Genomic DNA, 17403 nt, shown 5'->3' with positions numbered 1-17403 from the left:
TTTTAAGTATTACTTGTTACTCGATCAAGGATAGATAAGACTTCTTATATAAAAAACCCAAGTGAATCTCATTTAGATGCGTTGCGAGAACCTTCCATCTGCGGGGTTCCCCAAGCCCCACTAATCCTGAAGGTGTCTAGATGCCCGTGAAAGTTACCCATTAATATTAAATCCAATAATCTTTGTAATCTCGTTACATTTTTGTCATGATTTTTCTTTTTGCGATAAGTATGTTTCAATCAGCTCAATTGGGAAGCCTTTTCGATATAAGGCCTGCTTCATCTTTTGTTCGTATTCAAAACCACTGAATTTATAAAATTTCCGATGGGCCTTCTCAGCCTGAAATCGGATTGCTTCCATTTCCTCATCTGCTTCGTTATTTATGTAAGTTTCATTAACTGCAATATTTATGACTTCATAAGAATACCCTTTTCTTAGAAGCAAATGCTCAAGCTTTTGTTTTTGAATCTTTAATGAGTCCTTTGCTTGCTTATCGAAAAACTTAGTGCTTATTTTTGTTGCCTTCTCGATTTGCTGCTCCAAGGGAAATTCTTCTAATGACTGATTGAGAATACCCTCAGCAATTCCTTTTTCCTTTAGTTCCTTTTTAATTACATTAGGACCTTTATCCGTGGTATTGGCCTGAGTTCGTACATAAGCCAACGCGAACTCTTCGTCATTTATGTATCTCAGTGAAATTAATTTATGAAGAATTTCATTGATGACAGGTTCATCTATTTCCTTTGAAAAAAGATAATCCTTTATTTCTTTTTCCGACCTCATTCTTCTCGCTAAATAATGAATAGCCTTGTTGTATGCTTTGCGAATGTCGTCCTGATACTGAATTTCCACAAAGGAAAAATCATCAAGCTCCATTCCTTTTTTTAATTGAAATTTGATTAACACATCACTGTCAACACTAAAGGCAAATTCCTCACCCTTACCCTTGCCGTAATCCATAAAGATATTGAAGCGGTCCGTATTTTTCTGCTGTGTGGTGATCTTTGTAATAATGGCCACGTTTTTCACCTCAACAATACTTTACCATATTCCTCATTATTTATTGTAAGATATACGTGATAAGGGGGCGGAAAAAATGAAAATTACGATAGCTGGTGGAACAGGCTTTGTAGGCAAAGCTCTAACAGATCATTTGTTGAAAAACAATCATGAGGTAATTATTTTATCAAGAAAAACGATAGACACACTTCCTGCCGATGGAATTCGATACGTTCAGTGGCAAAATAATAGTTCCAGCCCTATTCAAGAACTCGAAGGTACTGATATTTTTATCAACCTGGCAGGCGAATCGATTAATAGTGGACGTTGGACAACACAAAGAAAAGAAAAGATCTTAAACAGCCGCTTAACATCTGTTCAAGCACTGTTAGACATCATGAATAAATTAGACAGAAAACCACAAGCCCTAATTAATGCAAGCGCAATTGGGATTTATGGAACATCTGAAGAAAAAATTTTCATTGAAAAGGATAACCATGGATTCAGTAGTGATTTCTTATCTCAAACCGTAAGCCAATGGGAAAATGAGGCTAACAAAGCTTCCCAATTAGGAATACGTACTGTCCTATGCAGGTTTGGAATCATCCTGGATAAGCAGCAAGGGGCCTTGCCAAAGATAGCACTCCCTTATCAAGCCTTTATTGGTGGTCCTATTGGCAGTGGACGTCAGTGGATGTCTTGGATTCATATCGAGGATGTGATTCACGCGATATCTTTTATAATTGAAAATGAAAAAATCCAGGGACCCATCAATTTCACTTCACCGAACCCGGTAACAATGAGTGAATTTGGAAAAACATTGGCACAGGTATTACACCGGCCCCATTGGCTCCCCGTCCCAAGCTTTGCACTAAAACTGCTCTTAGGTGAAATGAGCACATTAGTTGTGGAGGGTCAGAAAGTTTTACCAGAGATGCTTTTAGAAAATGGTTATCAATTTATATACCCGGATTTAAATATGGCTTTTAGAAATATATTTTCTTAAAAAAAGTATCATTCCTTTCTCAAAAGGTAAAAATGGAAATAAGTACATAATGTGCTTTTATTTTTTACCACATAGCTTGATGACGATTAACGAAAAAACGTTTGAAAGGAATGAGCAAAATGGCGGAAAAAAAGAAAAAAGATAAGGATCGCGGCAAATACTCCCTAACGAGTATGCAGGAGGTTTCTTACCAAAGAGAATTTAAAATGGCAGATCGTGCAGGCGGGTATCACGACAAGAAAACGAGACTTTAGCAAGAAAAGCGCAATCGGTTCAACTGAAGTTTTTTCCATTCATGGTTATCTTCCTAAATGTAAATGATAGTAAAGGGAGCAATTCGGCTCCTTAAAGTTTACAATGGAAGGGGTTTTTAGTAATGGGTCGTATGCATAACGGAACTGGTAATAGTAACAAAAGTTCGCTTCCACAAACACCTAAGAACCTAAAAACGGATGGAAATGACGTAGAATATTCGGCAGAATTTGCGGATCATGCTGACTTAGAGGCACTTGCTCGTGCCAACGCAGCAAATCAACGTGTAAAAACAAGAAAATAACGTAAGCAAAAAAAAGAAGCAGGTTCTCCTGCTTCTTTTAATATAATAAGGGGGGAAAAACTAAGATCACCGAGTTCAAAGAGAGGTATTACAATTGTTGAACTCGTTTAAAAACCTGATAAGCGAAAGTATGTGAATTGCTTCACTGGATACTCTACTTTTTTAATATACTCCACTCAATAAAAATTGCCAATGACTTTCACAGTTCTTTAACATATTAATGTTAGAAATTTGAAGAGAATGTGAACTTAACAAGTTGATTATATTAGTAATGCGAAAATCCCGTCAGAATATTTCGTGGATAAAACATGCGCGTTATTGTGGATAATGTGTATAAGTCTGTGGAAGACTTATACTATAGGAATTTAGATGTGGATAAATAGGTGGATAACTTAGTGAACAGGACTTTTAATCAATTGGGGACATTTTTTGAAACTAGCGGTTTAAAATCTTCTGTATAGGTGATTGTTTCTCCCCATTCCATAAGCTCATTATCGGCAATCTTCCAGGTATGATTTTCGGCATCGTTCCTAATTACTGCGAAATGAAAGCGATCCGTTGAATAGACCGTAAACCCCTTCTTTTTACATTCTTCAATAAAAAAATAATCCTCTGCCCGATTTACTTTTTCAAATTGAACCTGTTGACATACCTCTTTCCTAAACATTAATGTTGCCCCGGCAACGGTGTCAGTAACTGCATTCTCATTACCTGATACATGGATCAATGCCTGCTTATTTTTAAAATAAATATATAACGAACTTTTTCCGATAATAGAAATATCTTTATTTCTAAAGGCATCCATCGAACTTTTAATATAGTCCGGCCCATAATAATCGTCATCATCAAATTTTGCAATAATATCATAATTTGATTTCATAATTCCAAAATTTAAGCAGTCGCCTAATGCTGCTTTTTCATGTAGTTGATAAATCCGGACATTACGATATTTCTTTGCCTTTTTAATCCATCTATTAATATCCATGGAATCCTTATTTAGGATGATGATCAGCTCTTTATCCTTCCAGGATTGCTGTTTATAATTTTTGAAAACATTATTGATATTTTCCTCTCTTATGGTACAAGTAATAATGGAAACCACACGCTCACTCCTTCAAAATTGCTTGAGAATTTTTTGATTAAGAGTTCATGACCTTTTCCAAAAGGAAAGTTAAATTTGTAAACTTTTTCAGCCCTTTGATAGAATTAATATCCGCTTGAAGCTCCTTTCTATCGACAGAACTATAGCCGGCAGCCCCCAAGATATTTATGTGACGGATGTCGACTTGAAGTATAAGGACGATTGTTTCAAGAATATGAATGAACTTTTCTTGGAATTCTTGAAACCGCTCAGGATAGGATTGAAGGAGCAATTTATATTCCCTTAATACTTTATTCATCGTTAATAAATCGGCAAGTCCAGAAATTTCTAATCCAAGAATAAGGATATCGACGTCATGATGCTTTTTAATAAAAATTCCTAAGTTGTTAATTGCCTCTTTCCATTTACTTTCGCCAACAGGATGTTCTTGGTGATAGGTTTTCAAATCGTCTCTTACAATATAGTTGGCACCCATTTTATATAATCGATACCCTAATTCCCAATCTTCGTATCCGTACTGGACAAAATCTTCATCCAATAACCCTGCCTGAATAATCATCTCTTTACGCATGGAAACATTCCCTGTAAGAAATGCCATCCAAGGAAATTCAAATCCTTTTAAGTCAGCAGCAAAGTTGCGGGTTATTGATTGGAACCACGGGTATCCTTCAACACCTAAATCCTTGAAAACTTGCTTTGCAATATCATTTTTTTCTAACAACGGGTACGGCTCTTCACATGGATATTTAAAGTTTTTTAACCTCGAAGAAATCTCTCTGTTATTTTTTGTTAAAGTAGCGATTTTGTTTATATCTTTTTTGGTAAACTCAGGAAAGATACTTGAGTAAATAACTTTTGAATGCATTGCCCCTGATAAAATTAGATTATTTTTTAACTTGTGGAGCTTGTGATGATTTTCAACAAAGTCAGGTTCTGTGATCATTTCGGCATCAAGAAAAATCAGAATGTTCCCTCTTGCTGAACGAATACCTAAATTTCGGACCTTCGCTCTTCCAAGATTCTTTTTATTACGGATATATTTAAAATTATATGGGGGAGTGTAACCATGTAGTTTTTCTTCCGTTTGGTCGGTTGAAGCATCGTCAATAAAAATTACTTCCATTTTTGAAAGATTGAAAGTTTGAAGTTCAAGTGAGTATAGAGTAAATAGATTGAGTGGGTATTTATTGAGGGAAGGAATAATAATACTGACTTCGATATCCTGTTTCTTTTTTACGGGAGTGTTTACATTTTGATTCTCTTTAGTGCTTAGGTCCTTTTTATTTTGAGAGTTTTTGGTTTGTGTAATTGTCCATTGTGTATCACGCTCGTTTACAGGTGGAGCAGGCCAAATACCATATAGCCCTGCTTCGCTTCCAGTGAGCTTTTTATTCAAATAATCATTAAGATTTTGCTCTGTTCTGCAGTGATCCCAAAGCCTAATCTCGTTGATATCTCCATTAAAAAATAGACCAGGCTGCCCACCTATCATCCCTGCTGGGGAGACATATGATTGAGAGCTTCGTTCACCTTTTTTGACAAACTTTCCATTGATGTATAGCAGCGGCTCTCGATTATCATAGACCACAGCGATATGAATGAGGTCATTAATCCTACCTTCATAGGATAACACTGCGTAGATATTTTTTTCAGTATGTTCATAGACCGTAATTCCATTTAGTCCAACTGAAACACTAATCCCGGCATCATTTTCGGATACACCATATGCTGGTCCAATGATATAATTATTACCATTTACCTCTGCCGGCTTATCGCGTGTTTGTTGATGGATCCGATGAACACCTTCAGGCAATACCCAAAACTCATAGGTGAATGTGTTTTTCAGGTCTGTTAATAAACGTCCATTTAAGCTATTCCCTAACATGATGCACCTCTTCAATTTACTTTTAAATAACTAGTCCATTTGGTCGAGCTTTTACACAATATGAATACCAGTTGATTTTGACTAGACTTATCCCCAGTTTTAAGTTATTTTGTTTTCTTTTTTAGGACATTATTATAAACCCTAAACATATAGAAATTCTAGAAATAAAAAAAGAGCATCTTATGCTCTTTATTTTACGGGAATAATCACTATTAGAGGATTGCTACAGTTTCTTCTTGATTCTTACTTTCTGGTTCATACTCCCCAATTATTGGAAAGCAGCACGTTGCCTTCTGCTGAATAAGTAATTCTTCAATATCTTCCCTAGTTGCTTGGATAACCGCTGCCTCATCCGTAGCTTGAGCTACCCATTTAATTAAAGGGTGATGATAATTCTTTGAAAGACCTTGAATAAACCATAATTCTATTTTGTTCCCTTTTTTTACTTCATTATTTTCTGCTGTTGATATCGTGAAATTCTTATTTGACGGTTGATTTTGACAGACATAGACTAAATCTTCGATAACTGCACTTGCAGTAGGGAACATCCCAGCCCCTGGTCCTTGCAAGGTAATTCTTCCAACAATATCTGAATGCACATTTACGGCATTTTCTACGCCTTCTACAGAATAAAAAGGGTGAGACTTTCCAACAAGGGCTGGCTTAACTGCTGCGTTAATATGATTACAAGTCTTATTAATACTTGCAATATGCTTAAACCTTAAACCCAGCTTTTCTGCCGTTTCAATTAACTCGCTTGTAATCGAGGAAATTCCCTCACGTTCAACATCCCGCCACTTTGGCTCTTCCCCAAAAGCGATTCTGCTGAGAATCATTGTTTTATAAAAGGCATCAAAGCCCTCCACATCGTTTGTTGGATCTGCTTCAGCATACCCCTTCTTTTGAGCTAAACTTAGAGCATCTGCAAAGGACTGCTTTCTCTCTCTCATTTCGGTTAAGATGAAGTTCGATGTCCCATTAAGAATGCCTTGTACGGTATGAACACGGTTAACATTTAATAACTGCCTAAGGGTTTGAATAACAGGAATTCCACCCGCTACTGTCGCTTCGAAACCTATCGAAACTTTATGACGCTCTGCTAGCTTCAACAGCTCATTACCGTGATGTGCAAACATCTCTTTATTTGCTGTTATTATATGACTGCCTCTTTGGATGGCCTGTTTTAATAATGTTAGAGTGGGTTCTTTACCGAGGATTGCTTCGACAACAACGTCTAGCTGGGGAAGACTTAAAATTTCATTGAAATCTGAGGTGATCAGAACATCTTCATTAATATTTCTCTTTTTCTGCTTATTTTTAATTAGAATGGCTGCAACCTCCACTTTTCTCCCTAACACTCTCTCAAGCTCTTCGGCATGAGATTGAATTGTTTTATAAACTCCTTCTCCAACTGTACCAAAACCTAGAATTGCCACTTTTATAACAGACATGTTGATCCACCCTTCAAATAGTATTAGACATAACCAATAGGTTGTTTATTTAAGATTCATATAAATAAAGATTCATATAAATAAGAAAAACCCTCTTCATAAGAAGAGGGTATATTTCCTCCTCTTATCTGTCAGGTTAAAAATAACCTGCAGGAATTAGCACCTTTTCAAGAAATATCTTGATGGTTGCCGGGCTTCATCGGGCCTAGTCCCTCCGCCGCTCTGGATAAGAGTTTTATTTAATTTTTCATTAAATTTCCAAGTTATAAAGAGTATTTTAGTGGAAACAAAAGTCATTGTCAATATTATTCGAAATTTCTTTTTATTATAAGCAACTATACTAAATTTCATTCTAAAAAATAACCCACCAAATGGCGGGCATGTTAAGATTCATACTTATCGCTGCAGTTTCCCCTCAGCTAGCTGGATTTGCTTCTCGACTTGCTCAGGAGCTGTTCCTCCAAAGCTATTTCGAACACCCACAACATGTTCTGGAGCCAAAACGACATATATGTCTTCCTCAAATAGTGGACTAAAGCCTTGATATTCTTCGAAACTCAAATCTAGTAAAAATTTGTTAGACTGGATCGCATATAAAACAATTTTCCCGATCACTTCGTGGGCATCACGGAACGGCAGACCTTTTCTCACCAAGTAATCAGCTATATCTGTAGCATTAGAAAAGTCATTGTTAATGGCTTTACGCATCACGTCTTTATTAATCGTCATCGTTTCAATCATGGGTGCAAGTAACATTAACGAACCTTCAAGTGTTTCAACCGTATCAAACATGCCTTCCTTGTCCTCTTGTAGATCCTTGTTATAAGCGAGCGGCAATCCTTTCATGACTGTTAGCAAACCGATTAAATTACCATAGGTCCGGCCTGTTTTTCCACGCAACAACTCTGGTACGTCTGGATTTTTCTTTTGCGGCATAATACTTGAACCTGTACAAAATGAATCGTCCAATTCCACGAATTGAAACTCCTGACTAGACCAAATCACAAGCTCTTCAGATAATCTAGAAATATGGGTCATAATTATCGATCCAATCGATAAAAATTCAAGAATAAAGTCACGATCACTGACTGCATCCATGCTGTTAGGGTAAACCGTTTCAAAGCCTAACAGTTCAGCGACACGTTCACGATTGATCGGAAAAGTCGTTCCTGCAAGTGCCCCGGAACCTAATGGAAGCCAATTGATACGCTTTAAACTATCAATCAATCTCTCTTTATCACGCTCAAACATCCAAAAATAGGCCATTAAATGATGGGCAAAGGAGACAGGCTGAGCACGCTGCAGGTGCGTATACCCTGGGATTAACGTTTGGATATTCTCCTTCGCTTGCTCAATTAATGCCTGTTGTACATCTTCTACTAATTTAATAAGCTCAGTTGTTTTCGTTCTTAAGTATAGATGCATATCAGTGGCCACCTGATCATTACGACTGCGTCCAGTATGGAGCTTTCCGCCCACCGGCCCTATTTTTTCGATTAATAATTTTTCAATATTCATATGAATATCTTCATCTTCAACTTTAAACTCAACCGTGTGGTCGTCAACCATTTTCTTGATAGAAAGTAGTCCGTCCTTAATTTTATTAGCATCCTCCATTGGAATGATACCGCACTCACCAAGCATTTGCACATGGGCAAGACTTCCGGCGATGTCTTCCTTAGCCAATTTTTGGTCAAAAGAAATTGATGCTGTAAATTTCTCAACTAGTTTATTGGTTTCTTTTGTAAAACGACCGCCCCATAACTTCGACATGTAATTTCCTCCTTATCCTAACAAGACAGCCCTCGAAAAGGATTCGAGGGCAATCCGACTTATTTTAAAATGGATTCCTTTTTATTCACTTCTGCATTGACCTTTGTTGGCAGACCCCAAATCTTGATAAATCCAACCGCTGCATTATGATCAAATGCATCGCCTTTAGAATAGGTTGCAAGTTCCTCGTTATATAGGCTATATGGCGACTTCCTTCCAACAACCGTATGATTACCTTTATGAAGCTTGACACGAATCGTTCCAGTCACTGTCTTTTGTGTTTCATTAATAAAGGCATCCAGTGCCGGTTTAATTGGGGAATACCAAAGACCCTCGTAAATGATCTTAGACATCTGCTGTTCAACCTGTGTCTTAAATTGACTGACTTCACGAGTCAATGTTAAAAATTCTAGTTCTTTATGAGCATTGATTAAAATGAGTGCAGCAGGATTTTCGTACACTTCACGAGATTTAATTCCTACTAATCTATTTTCAATATGATCGATACGGCCAACGCCATGCTTGCCGCCAAGTGCATTTAGAGTTTCAATTAATTGGACAAGTGGTAGTTTTTCACCGTTAAGAGCAACTGGTACACCCTGATCAAATTCAATTTCCATATATTCAGCAGAATCAGGAGTTAGCTCAATCGGATTCGTCCAATCGAAGGCAGCTTCAGGTGCTTCAGCCCATGGATCTTCAAGAACTCCGGCCTCGCAAGCACGGCCCCAGATATTTGCATCAATGGAAAATGGATTATCTAAATCGACTGGAATTGGAATTCCGTTCTCTTCGGCATATTTGATTTCTTCGTCACGAGTCATTCCCCATTCACGAACAGGAGCAACCACTTTTAAACTTGGGTTCAAGGCTTGGATGGAAACTTCAAAACGGACCTGATCGTTTCCTTTTCCTGTGCAGCCATGAGCAACAGCAGTGGCACCCTCTTTTTCAGCTACTTCCACCAATAATTTTGAAATAAGCGGTCTAGATAATGCTGAGGATAATGGATATTTCCCTTCATACAAGCAATTCGCTTTTAACGCTGGTAGAATATATTCTTTTGCTAGTAATTCTTTTGCATCAATCATATAGGCTTTAATAGCTCCGACATTCAAAGCTTTATTTTTGATTGCTTCTAAGTCTTTTCCTTCGCCGACGTCTAGACCTAAAGCAATCACATCGTAGCCATATTTTTCTTGAATCCATTTTACTGAAACTGATGTATCTAAACCGCCTGAGTAGGCTAGAATAATTTTTTCTTTTGTCATTATTATGATTCTCCTCTTACCGTTTGTGTATTTTTATTCAACTTATAGTATTATTATACAACAAGTCTCATAGAAAAAGAAACTATTTTGCTAGTAAAAGTTTTAAAATTGCTTTCTGGGCATGAAGGCGATTCTCAGCTTCATCAAAAACGACTGAATGAGATCCATCAATGACCTCTGCTGTTACTTCTTCGCCTCGATGGGCTGGCAAACAATGCAAAAAGATAAAATCCTCCTTCGCCAATTTGCACAGTTCATCATTTACTTGGAATCCTTGGAATGCCTTCAATCTTTTTTCCGTTTCATCTTCCTGTCCCATACTGGTCCAAACATCTGTCACGATGACATCTGCGCCTTTAACAGCTTCTAGCGGATCATTTGTAATCAGGAGTGAACATCCCGTTTGTTTTCCAACTTTAATAGCTTTTTCAGTAATATTACCATTTGGCAAATATCCCGTTGGACTGGCAATGCTAATATCCATTCCCACTTTCATTGCGCCCTCCATTAATGAATGGGTCATATTGTTATTGCCATCACCAATATAGCACATCTTTAAGCCAGACAGTTTTCCTTTATGCTCGAGAATCGTTAAAAGGTCTGCAAGCACTTGGGTTGGATGCTGCAGATCTGTTAAACCGTTAATGACTGGTACTGTTGCATGCTCAGCTAATTCTTCCACTGAATCGTGCGAAAAAGTTCTAATCATCAAACCATCCACATAACGGGACAGCACTTTTGCGGTATCAGAAATACTTTCTCCTCTTCCAAGCTGAATATCCTTTGAACTTAAGAAGATCGCGTGTCCTCCAAGCTGGAGCATCCCTACCTCAAAGGAAACTCTTGTACGGGTGGAGGATTTTTCAAAAATCATCCCTAAAACCTTTCCGCTTAAATACGAATGCGGCTTGCCTTGTTTTTGGAGTTTCTTCATCTCTATCGCCTCGTTTAGAAGATAGAGAATTTCATCTGTACTGAAATCAGAAAGCTGTATAAAATCTTTTCCTTTAAACTTCGGCTTGTTAATAGTACTAATCTCATTTATTTTAATCGCCTTACCCATGTACAGCACCTCTTTCTTCCAACTTATAATATTCATTTACAGCTCGAACCTCAAAATCGGATGAATACCCTTTTTCCAGGCCGATTATCGCTTCAATTGTATCTAAGTGTGTAAATACCGGTATCTTGTAGCGGACGGCATGTTCGCGAATTTGGAAACCAAATTTAATTTTATTACGACCCTGATTCGGTATATTAATAACTGCCTTCATGGGCTGATTCCGAAAAAGTTCAATGACCTCATCTTCATTCTTGATCACTTTTTCAACCTGAATTCCAGCGCTTTGAAAATAGGCAGCAGTCCCTGCTGTGGCCGCAATCTTGTATTGTTTTTTTACAAGATCCTGCATAATTGGTAGAGATGCTTGCTTATCTCGATCAGAGATGGAACAGAAAAGATAATTTCCCTCGGTTTGCCCGCCAAGTGATGGAATGGACTTTTCAAGTGCCTCTTGATAGGTTACCCCCATGCCCAGCGCTTCACCTGTTGACTTCATTTCAGGTCCGAGCACATGGTCGACACCTTTAAGCTTACTTGATGAAAATACCGGTGTTTTCACTGAATAATAAGCAGGTTCATCCAATAGTCCTTTTGTTGAACATAGAACGGAGAGTGTTTCTCCTAATTGAACTCGCGTCGCCCATTCAATCATCGGGATTCCTGTAACCTTACTCATGATTGGTACCGTTCTGGATGATCGAGGATTAACTTCAAGTACATTCACCAGATCGTCATAGATAACAAATTGAATGTTCATGATTCCAATCACCGGTGCAGAGTTAGCGATTTTCCAGGCGTAGTCAATTAATGTTTCTTTCATTTTTTCGGACATTGATACTGGCGGGAACACTGAGATACTGTCTCCAGAGTGGACTCCGGCTTTTTCTATATGTTCAAAGATTCCCGGAACGACGATATCTTTCCCATCACAAATGACATCAATTTCGCACTCTAGTCCAGGTAAATATTTATCTACTAATAATGGCCACATCGTTGCTTGTGAATTTTTTTCTAGTTGTAATATATAATGGCTCAATTCCGTTTCTGAAAAAAGAGTAAACATTGATTGTCCGCCAATGACATAGGATGGACGCACAAGGACTGGATAACCCAGTTTAGTAGCTGCTTCTATGAGTTCATCTGGATGAGAAACAGTTTGACCCTCTATATGCGGTATGTCAAGGTCTTCAAGCAACTGGTAAAATTCTTTTCGATCTTCTAAGCGATCAACATTTTTTACAGTGGTCCCTAATATTTTGATTCCTTCTTCTTCTAAATCATGTGCTAAATTAATGGCCGTTTGCCCGCCAAACTGAATCAACACACCTTCAACCTGTTCTTTTTCAATGACATGAAGTACATCTTCAGCTGCTAGGGGCTCAAAATATAGACGGTCCGCAACAGAATAATCGGTACTAACTGTCTCAGGGTTATTATTAATAACCACTGCCTCGTAGCCCTTTTTCTTGATTGCTTTTGCCGCATGTACCGAACAGTAATCAAATTCAATCCCTTGCCCAATTCGGATCGGGCCTGAGCCAATGACAAGAATCTTTTTCTTACCTGTAACCTCAACCTCGTCAAACCCGTGCCAGGTTGAATAATAGTAAGGTGTAACAGCATCAAATTCAGCTGAACAAGTATCAACCATTTTATAGCCTGGTTTCCAGCCGAGTTCCTTCCACTTGTCTCTTACTTGTTTTTCTGGAATTCCATATATTTGCGATAATAGCTTGTCGGCAACATTATTTCGTTTTGCCACTTTAAGCAAGGAAACTGGAACCTTGCTCCAATTAAAGGAAGCTAATTCCGTTTCTAACGTTACGATTGAACTAATTTTGTGCAAAAACCATGGATCAATCTCGGTCAATTGTTGTACTTTTTCAAGTGTGATACCTCTTCTAAACGATTCAGCAATGATGAATAAACGCTGGTCATTTGCCTGTTTAAGTAGTTCATTCAAGTTCAGTTCAGCAATAAATTTATTTTTCTCAAGGCAAAGTCCATAAACATTCATTTCCATTGAGCGAATGGCTTTATTTAAGGCACCTTCAAAGGTCCGATCAATCGCCATAACTTCCCCGGTTGCCTTCATTTGCGTTCCTAAGGTCCGGTCCGCCTCAGGGAATTTATCAAAAGGGAAGCGAGGTAGTTTTACCACAATATAATCAATCGCTGGCTCAAAGGATGCAAAGGTATTCCCTGTTATCGGATTCACAATCTCATCCAAATGATACCCAATCGCACACTTCGCTGCCATCCGGGCGATTGGATAACCAGTTGCTTTCGACGCAAGCGCCGATGAACGACTCACCCGTGGATTTACTTCGATAATATAATACTGATTTGACTCTGGATGTAGAGCAAACTGGATGTTACAACCACCGATAATCTTTAGTTCTTTAATTACTTTAATAGAAGAATCACGAAGCATTTGATATTGAACATCTGTTAATGTTTGCGATGGAGCTACGACAATCGAATCTCCCGTATGAACACCCACCGGGTCCATATTTTCCATATTGCAAACAATGATGCATGTATCATTTGCGTCTCTCATGACTTCATACTCAATTTCTTTCCAGCCTTTGATACTTCTTTCGACTAATACCTGCTGAATGGGACTTGCTGCTAAACCTTTCTTAAGAACCGTTTCTAGTTCTTCATCATTATAAGCAAAGCCTCCCCCATCCCCTCCAAGTGTATACGCAGGGCGAATAATAACTGGGAATCCAATTTCTTTTACGAAGGCTATGCCCTCCTCAAAGCTGTGAATGATTGCTGATTCAGGAATTGGTTCGCCAATTTGAAGCATCAAATTACGGAACTTTTCTCTGTCCTCCCCATTTTGGATAGACTCAACAGAAGTTCCTAATAATTCAACATTGTATTTTTCTAAAATATTTTGTTCGTAAAGTTGTACGGTTAAATTTAAACCAGTTTGACCGCCTAGTGTACCAATAATTCCATCAGGTTTTTCTTTCTTGATAATTTTTTCAATGGATTCAACGTTAAGCGGTTCTATATAGACCTTATCGGCTACCTCTTCATCTGTCATGATGGTCGCTGGGTTATTATTAATCAAAACAACTTCAATACCTTCTTCTTTCAAGGCTATACACGCCTGCGTGCCCGCATAATCAAATTCTGCCGCCTGCCCAATAACAATTGGGCCTGATCCAATTACTAGTACTTTTTTTAAGCTTTTATTTAATGGCATAAACAGTCTCTCCCATAGAAGCTATCTGAGTTATAAAATCTTTTAAGATATATTCGGTATCGCTTGGTCCTGGATGGGCCTCCGGATGAAATTGCACCGTTTGAATAGGGTAATTCTTATGCTTTAAACCTTCAATCGAACGATCATTTACGTTTCGATAGCTAATATCAAATAATTTGTTGTCAATACTCTCGTCAACAACAACATAGCCATGGTTTTGAGCCGTGATTTTCACTTTTCCTGTCATTAATTCCTTAACTGGATGATTGCCGCCGCGATGCCCATAGGCTAGTTTTTCCGTTTTAGCACCGTATGCAAGGGCAATTAGCTGATGGCCCAGACATATTCCCAGTGTAGGATAGTTTTGGGTAATTTTTTTTATTTCCGGAAACCATTTTTTTAATTCCATTGGGTCCCCAGGGCCGTTACTGAACAGAACTCCATCTGGATTCAATGCTTTAATTTTTTCATAAGGTGTATGGTATGGAACAATCGTAACCGCACAATTTTCATCTAGTAGAGCGTTTAGAATTGACTTTTTAAATCCATAATCCATAAGTACCACATGCGGTCCATTGTTTTTGAAATACTGGATCTTTTTTGTTGATACTTTATCCACCCAAAATGATTGATTATCTGGTCCTAAATTATCGTTATTCTTTGTTTTGCTTAAATAGCCTTTTACCGTCCCACGACTACGGATGGTTTTTACTAAGAGACGCGTATCAATTCCAGCAATCCCTGGTACTCCTGCTTGCTTTAGTTTTTCAGAGAATTTATTAACAGATTGATAATGGCTCGGTGTTTCACATAAATCCCCGATCACGACTCCCGCTAATGCAGGTGTGATACTTTCATTATCGATTGCATTAATTCCATAACTTCCGATTATCGGGTAACAAAAGGTAATGATTTGTCCAGCGTAAGATGGATCGGTAATGATCTCTTGATACCCAGTCATGCTAGTATTAAAAACTACTTCCCCGAGAGAATCTTTATCGGCACCAATTAGTACTCCTTCAAAGACTTCTCCCGTTTCCAAAGTAAGGTATCCATTCTGCAAAATATTCACTCGCCTTTCTCTATACTTTGGAAAGTTTTTTCCAATGCTTTAATAAATTCATTAATTTCCTCTTTCGATACAGTTAACGGAGGTAAAATTCTTACTACATTCGGGCCGGCTGTTAAAATAAGAAGCTGGTTTGCGATGGCTTTTTGAACAATTTCTAAGGCATTCGTTTCAACTACTATTCCCTTGAGGAGGCCGAGCCCGCGGATTTCTTCGATAAAAGAGTACTTTTCCTTTAGGCATAGCAATTTTTTTTCTAAGTACGATGAAATTTCGTTAGATTGATTTAATATGTTAGTGTTAACAAAATGTTTAATCGTTGCGAGTCCGGCAGCTGTTGCTAATGGATTTCCGCCAAAGGTACTGCCGTGGCTTCCTGGGTCAAAACCTTTTGCTGCCTCTTCCTTAGCAATAATTGCCCCAATCGGGAATCCCGAGCCAAGGCCCTTTGCAATGCTAATGACATCAGGCTCTATACCATATTGTTCATAGGCAAACAGTGTACCTGTTCTGCCAATCCCTGTTTGAATTTCGTCAACCATGAGGAGGATCTCTCGTTCTTTACAAATTTCTGCGAGTTTACTAATCCATTCTTGATTCGCTGGGATGACTCCGCCTTCGCCCTGAACGAGTTCAAGGAGAACGGCAACAGGCTCGATTGTATATAGCAATTCAAGTGCCTCTTCATCATTAAAAGGAAGATAACTAAACCCGGATACTAACGGAGCAAATCCTTGCTGAATTTTTTCTTGGCCTGTTGCCGATAAAGTGGCTAGGGTTCTCCCATGAAACGATTGCTGAAAGGTGACAATTTCAGGTACTTCATTCCCCTTCACTTTGTTAGCATATCTACGTGCTAACTTAATCGCTGCCTCATTAGCCTCCGCACCGCTGTTACAAAAGAAAACTTGGTCTCCACAACTATTGGCTGTAAGAAGGGCTGCCAGTTGCTGCTGATTCGGAATGTTGTAAAGGTTTGAACAGTGCCAAAGATTCTGTAATTGCCCCTCAAGTGCTTCCTTTACGACGTCCGGAACATGCCCTAGGTTACAGGTCGCTATTCCGGAAGTGAAATCAAGATATTGTGTTCCCAGCTCATCCCAAACATAGCTGCCTTTCCCTTTAATAACTGTGACAGGGAAGCGAGTATATGTTGCCATGACTGGTGATGTTAGTGAGATGGAATTATTGATTGCCATTTACGCGATCCCCTCTTCTAGGACAATTTTAGTGCCGACTTTTTTGCCATCCATATAATCTATCAAGCTATTTTTCTCAAATCCATTGATAATACCAACCTCTGGTATGTTATGAACAAGTCCGTCTATCGCGGCTTTTACCTTCGGAAGCATACCACCATATATTGTTTTATTTTCGATTAACATTTCAATTATCGACTTGGAAGCTTTATCAAGCTTTGTCTTTATTCCGTTTCTTTCGATTAAAATTCCTGGAATATCACTGATAAAACAAAGGTTTGCTTTCAAAGATTTGGCAATCGCACTTGCTGCTATATCTCCATTAATGTTGTATCTCTGCCCGCTATCATCTATTCCGATGGGGGATATGACTGGAATGTATCCTTGTTCAATGATTGTATTTATTACATTGTGATTTACTTCAATAACGTTTCCTACAAAACCTAAATTCTTTGAATCAGAAGTTGGCTCCGCTTTTAACAAACTTCCATCAACACCGCTTATACCTATGGCTTCTCCGCCAACTTCTACAATGTTTCTAACAACTTGTTTGTTAACTGAACCGCTTAATACCATTTCCACTATATCTAATACTTCGTGATTGGTTACTCTAAGACCATTCACAAAGGTGGTTTCGACGTTTAGATTTTTTAATAACGAGGTGATTAGTGGACCGCCTCCATGAACGATGATGGGTATAAACTCGCCCTCTTGATGCATCTTTACGACATCTTCATAGAAGGATCTTGGAAGATTATCTAACACACTTCCGCCGCACTTAATGACTATATATTTCATTTTTAGGTCCT

Annotated in this window: 14 protein-coding genes and 1 riboswitch; of the genes, 3 read left to right on the top strand and 11 right to left on the bottom strand. The window is 38.3% G+C overall.

Annotated elements, in window-relative coordinates:
• Positions 1–204: 204 nt before the first annotated feature.
• Entirely contained in the window at positions 205–1020 is an 816-nt protein-coding gene (recX, locus tag BDR01S_RS08560) for a recombination regulator RecX (protein ID WP_066251570.1), read from the bottom strand.
• Between the two features lie 76 nt (positions 1021–1096).
• Here recX and BDR01S_RS08555 point away from each other — a divergent pair, with 76 nt between their 5' ends.
• From BDR01S_RS08555 to BDR01S_RS08550, 3 genes are all read left to right on the top strand, one after another.
• A complete protein-coding gene (locus BDR01S_RS08555; protein ID WP_066251565.1) occupies positions 1097–2005 on the top strand; it encodes a TIGR01777 family oxidoreductase in 909 nt (302 codons plus the stop codon).
• A gap of 119 nt (positions 2006–2124) precedes the next feature.
• Entirely contained in the window at positions 2125–2259 is a 135-nt protein-coding gene (locus tag BDR01S_RS24830; protein ID WP_082797355.1) for a YfhE family protein, read from the top strand.
• Between the two features lie 122 nt (positions 2260–2381).
• Positions 2382–2561: a YfhD family protein gene (locus BDR01S_RS08550; protein ID WP_066251564.1), complete on the top strand. Its 180-nt coding sequence runs from the start codon at positions 2382–2384 to the stop codon at positions 2559–2561.
• 412 nt (positions 2562–2973) lie between these two features.
• Here the strand turns inward: BDR01S_RS08550 and BDR01S_RS08545 are convergent, their stop codons facing one another.
• The 10 genes from BDR01S_RS08545 to argB form a co-directional block, all read right to left on the bottom strand.
• Positions 2974–3663, bottom strand: coding sequence for a glycosyltransferase family 2 protein (locus BDR01S_RS08545; protein WP_066251561.1), 690 nt, complete (start codon positions 3661–3663; stop codon positions 2974–2976).
• A gap of 37 nt (positions 3664–3700) precedes the next feature.
• The gene (locus BDR01S_RS08540; protein WP_066251556.1) at positions 3701–5548 is read right to left on the bottom strand and encodes a glycosyltransferase; all 1848 of its coding nucleotides are present in this window, start codon (positions 5546–5548) and stop codon (positions 3701–3703) included.
• A gap of 212 nt (positions 5549–5760) precedes the next feature.
• The gene (locus tag BDR01S_RS08535) at positions 5761–6999 is read right to left on the bottom strand and encodes a homoserine dehydrogenase (RefSeq protein ID WP_066251552.1); all 1239 of its coding nucleotides are present in this window, start codon (positions 6997–6999) and stop codon (positions 5761–5763) included.
• A 121-nt stretch (positions 7000–7120) separates the two neighbouring features.
• A riboswitch (SAM riboswitch) is annotated at positions 7121–7232 on the bottom strand.
• A 163-nt stretch (positions 7233–7395) separates the two neighbouring features.
• Positions 7396–8772, bottom strand: a complete 1377-nt coding sequence (gene argH / locus BDR01S_RS08530) for an argininosuccinate lyase (RefSeq protein WP_066251549.1) — start codon at positions 8770–8772, stop codon at positions 7396–7398.
• Between the two features lie 59 nt (positions 8773–8831).
• Positions 8832–10043 (bottom strand): argininosuccinate synthase, encoded by a 1212-nt coding sequence (locus tag BDR01S_RS08525; RefSeq protein WP_066251545.1) that lies wholly within the window; start codon positions 10041–10043, stop codon positions 8832–8834.
• An 82-nt stretch (positions 10044–10125) separates the two neighbouring features.
• The gene (gene argF, locus BDR01S_RS08520) at positions 10126–11106 is read right to left on the bottom strand and encodes an ornithine carbamoyltransferase (protein WP_066251541.1); all 981 of its coding nucleotides are present in this window, start codon (positions 11104–11106) and stop codon (positions 10126–10128) included.
• Complete coding sequence (carB, locus tag BDR01S_RS08515) at positions 11099–14326, bottom strand: carbamoyl-phosphate synthase (glutamine-hydrolyzing) large subunit (RefSeq protein ID WP_066251538.1); 3228 nt, start codon at positions 14324–14326, stop codon at positions 11099–11101. The genes argF and carB overlap by 8 nt, the downstream gene beginning before the upstream one ends.
• Complete coding sequence (locus tag BDR01S_RS08510) at positions 14313–15389, bottom strand: carbamoyl phosphate synthase small subunit (protein ID WP_066259734.1); 1077 nt, start codon at positions 15387–15389, stop codon at positions 14313–14315. Before BDR01S_RS08510 ends, carB begins: the two co-directional genes overlap by 14 nt.
• 5 nt (positions 15390–15394) lie before the next feature.
• Positions 15395–16594 (bottom strand): acetylornithine transaminase, encoded by a 1200-nt coding sequence (argD, locus tag BDR01S_RS08505; RefSeq protein ID WP_066251536.1) that lies wholly within the window; start codon positions 16592–16594, stop codon positions 15395–15397.
• Positions 16595–17392 (bottom strand): acetylglutamate kinase, encoded by a 798-nt coding sequence (gene argB, locus BDR01S_RS08500; protein WP_066251533.1) that lies wholly within the window; start codon positions 17390–17392, stop codon positions 16595–16597.
• Between the last annotated feature and the right edge of the window lie 11 nt (positions 17393–17403).

The sequence above is a fragment of the Neobacillus drentensis NBRC 102427 genome (assembly GCF_001591445.1).
GTDB lineage: Bacteria > Bacillota > Bacilli > Bacillales > Cytobacillaceae > Neobacillus > Neobacillus drentensis.
Note: the sequence above shows the minus strand (reverse complement) of the source record. Positions and strands in the feature narration are given on the sequence as shown.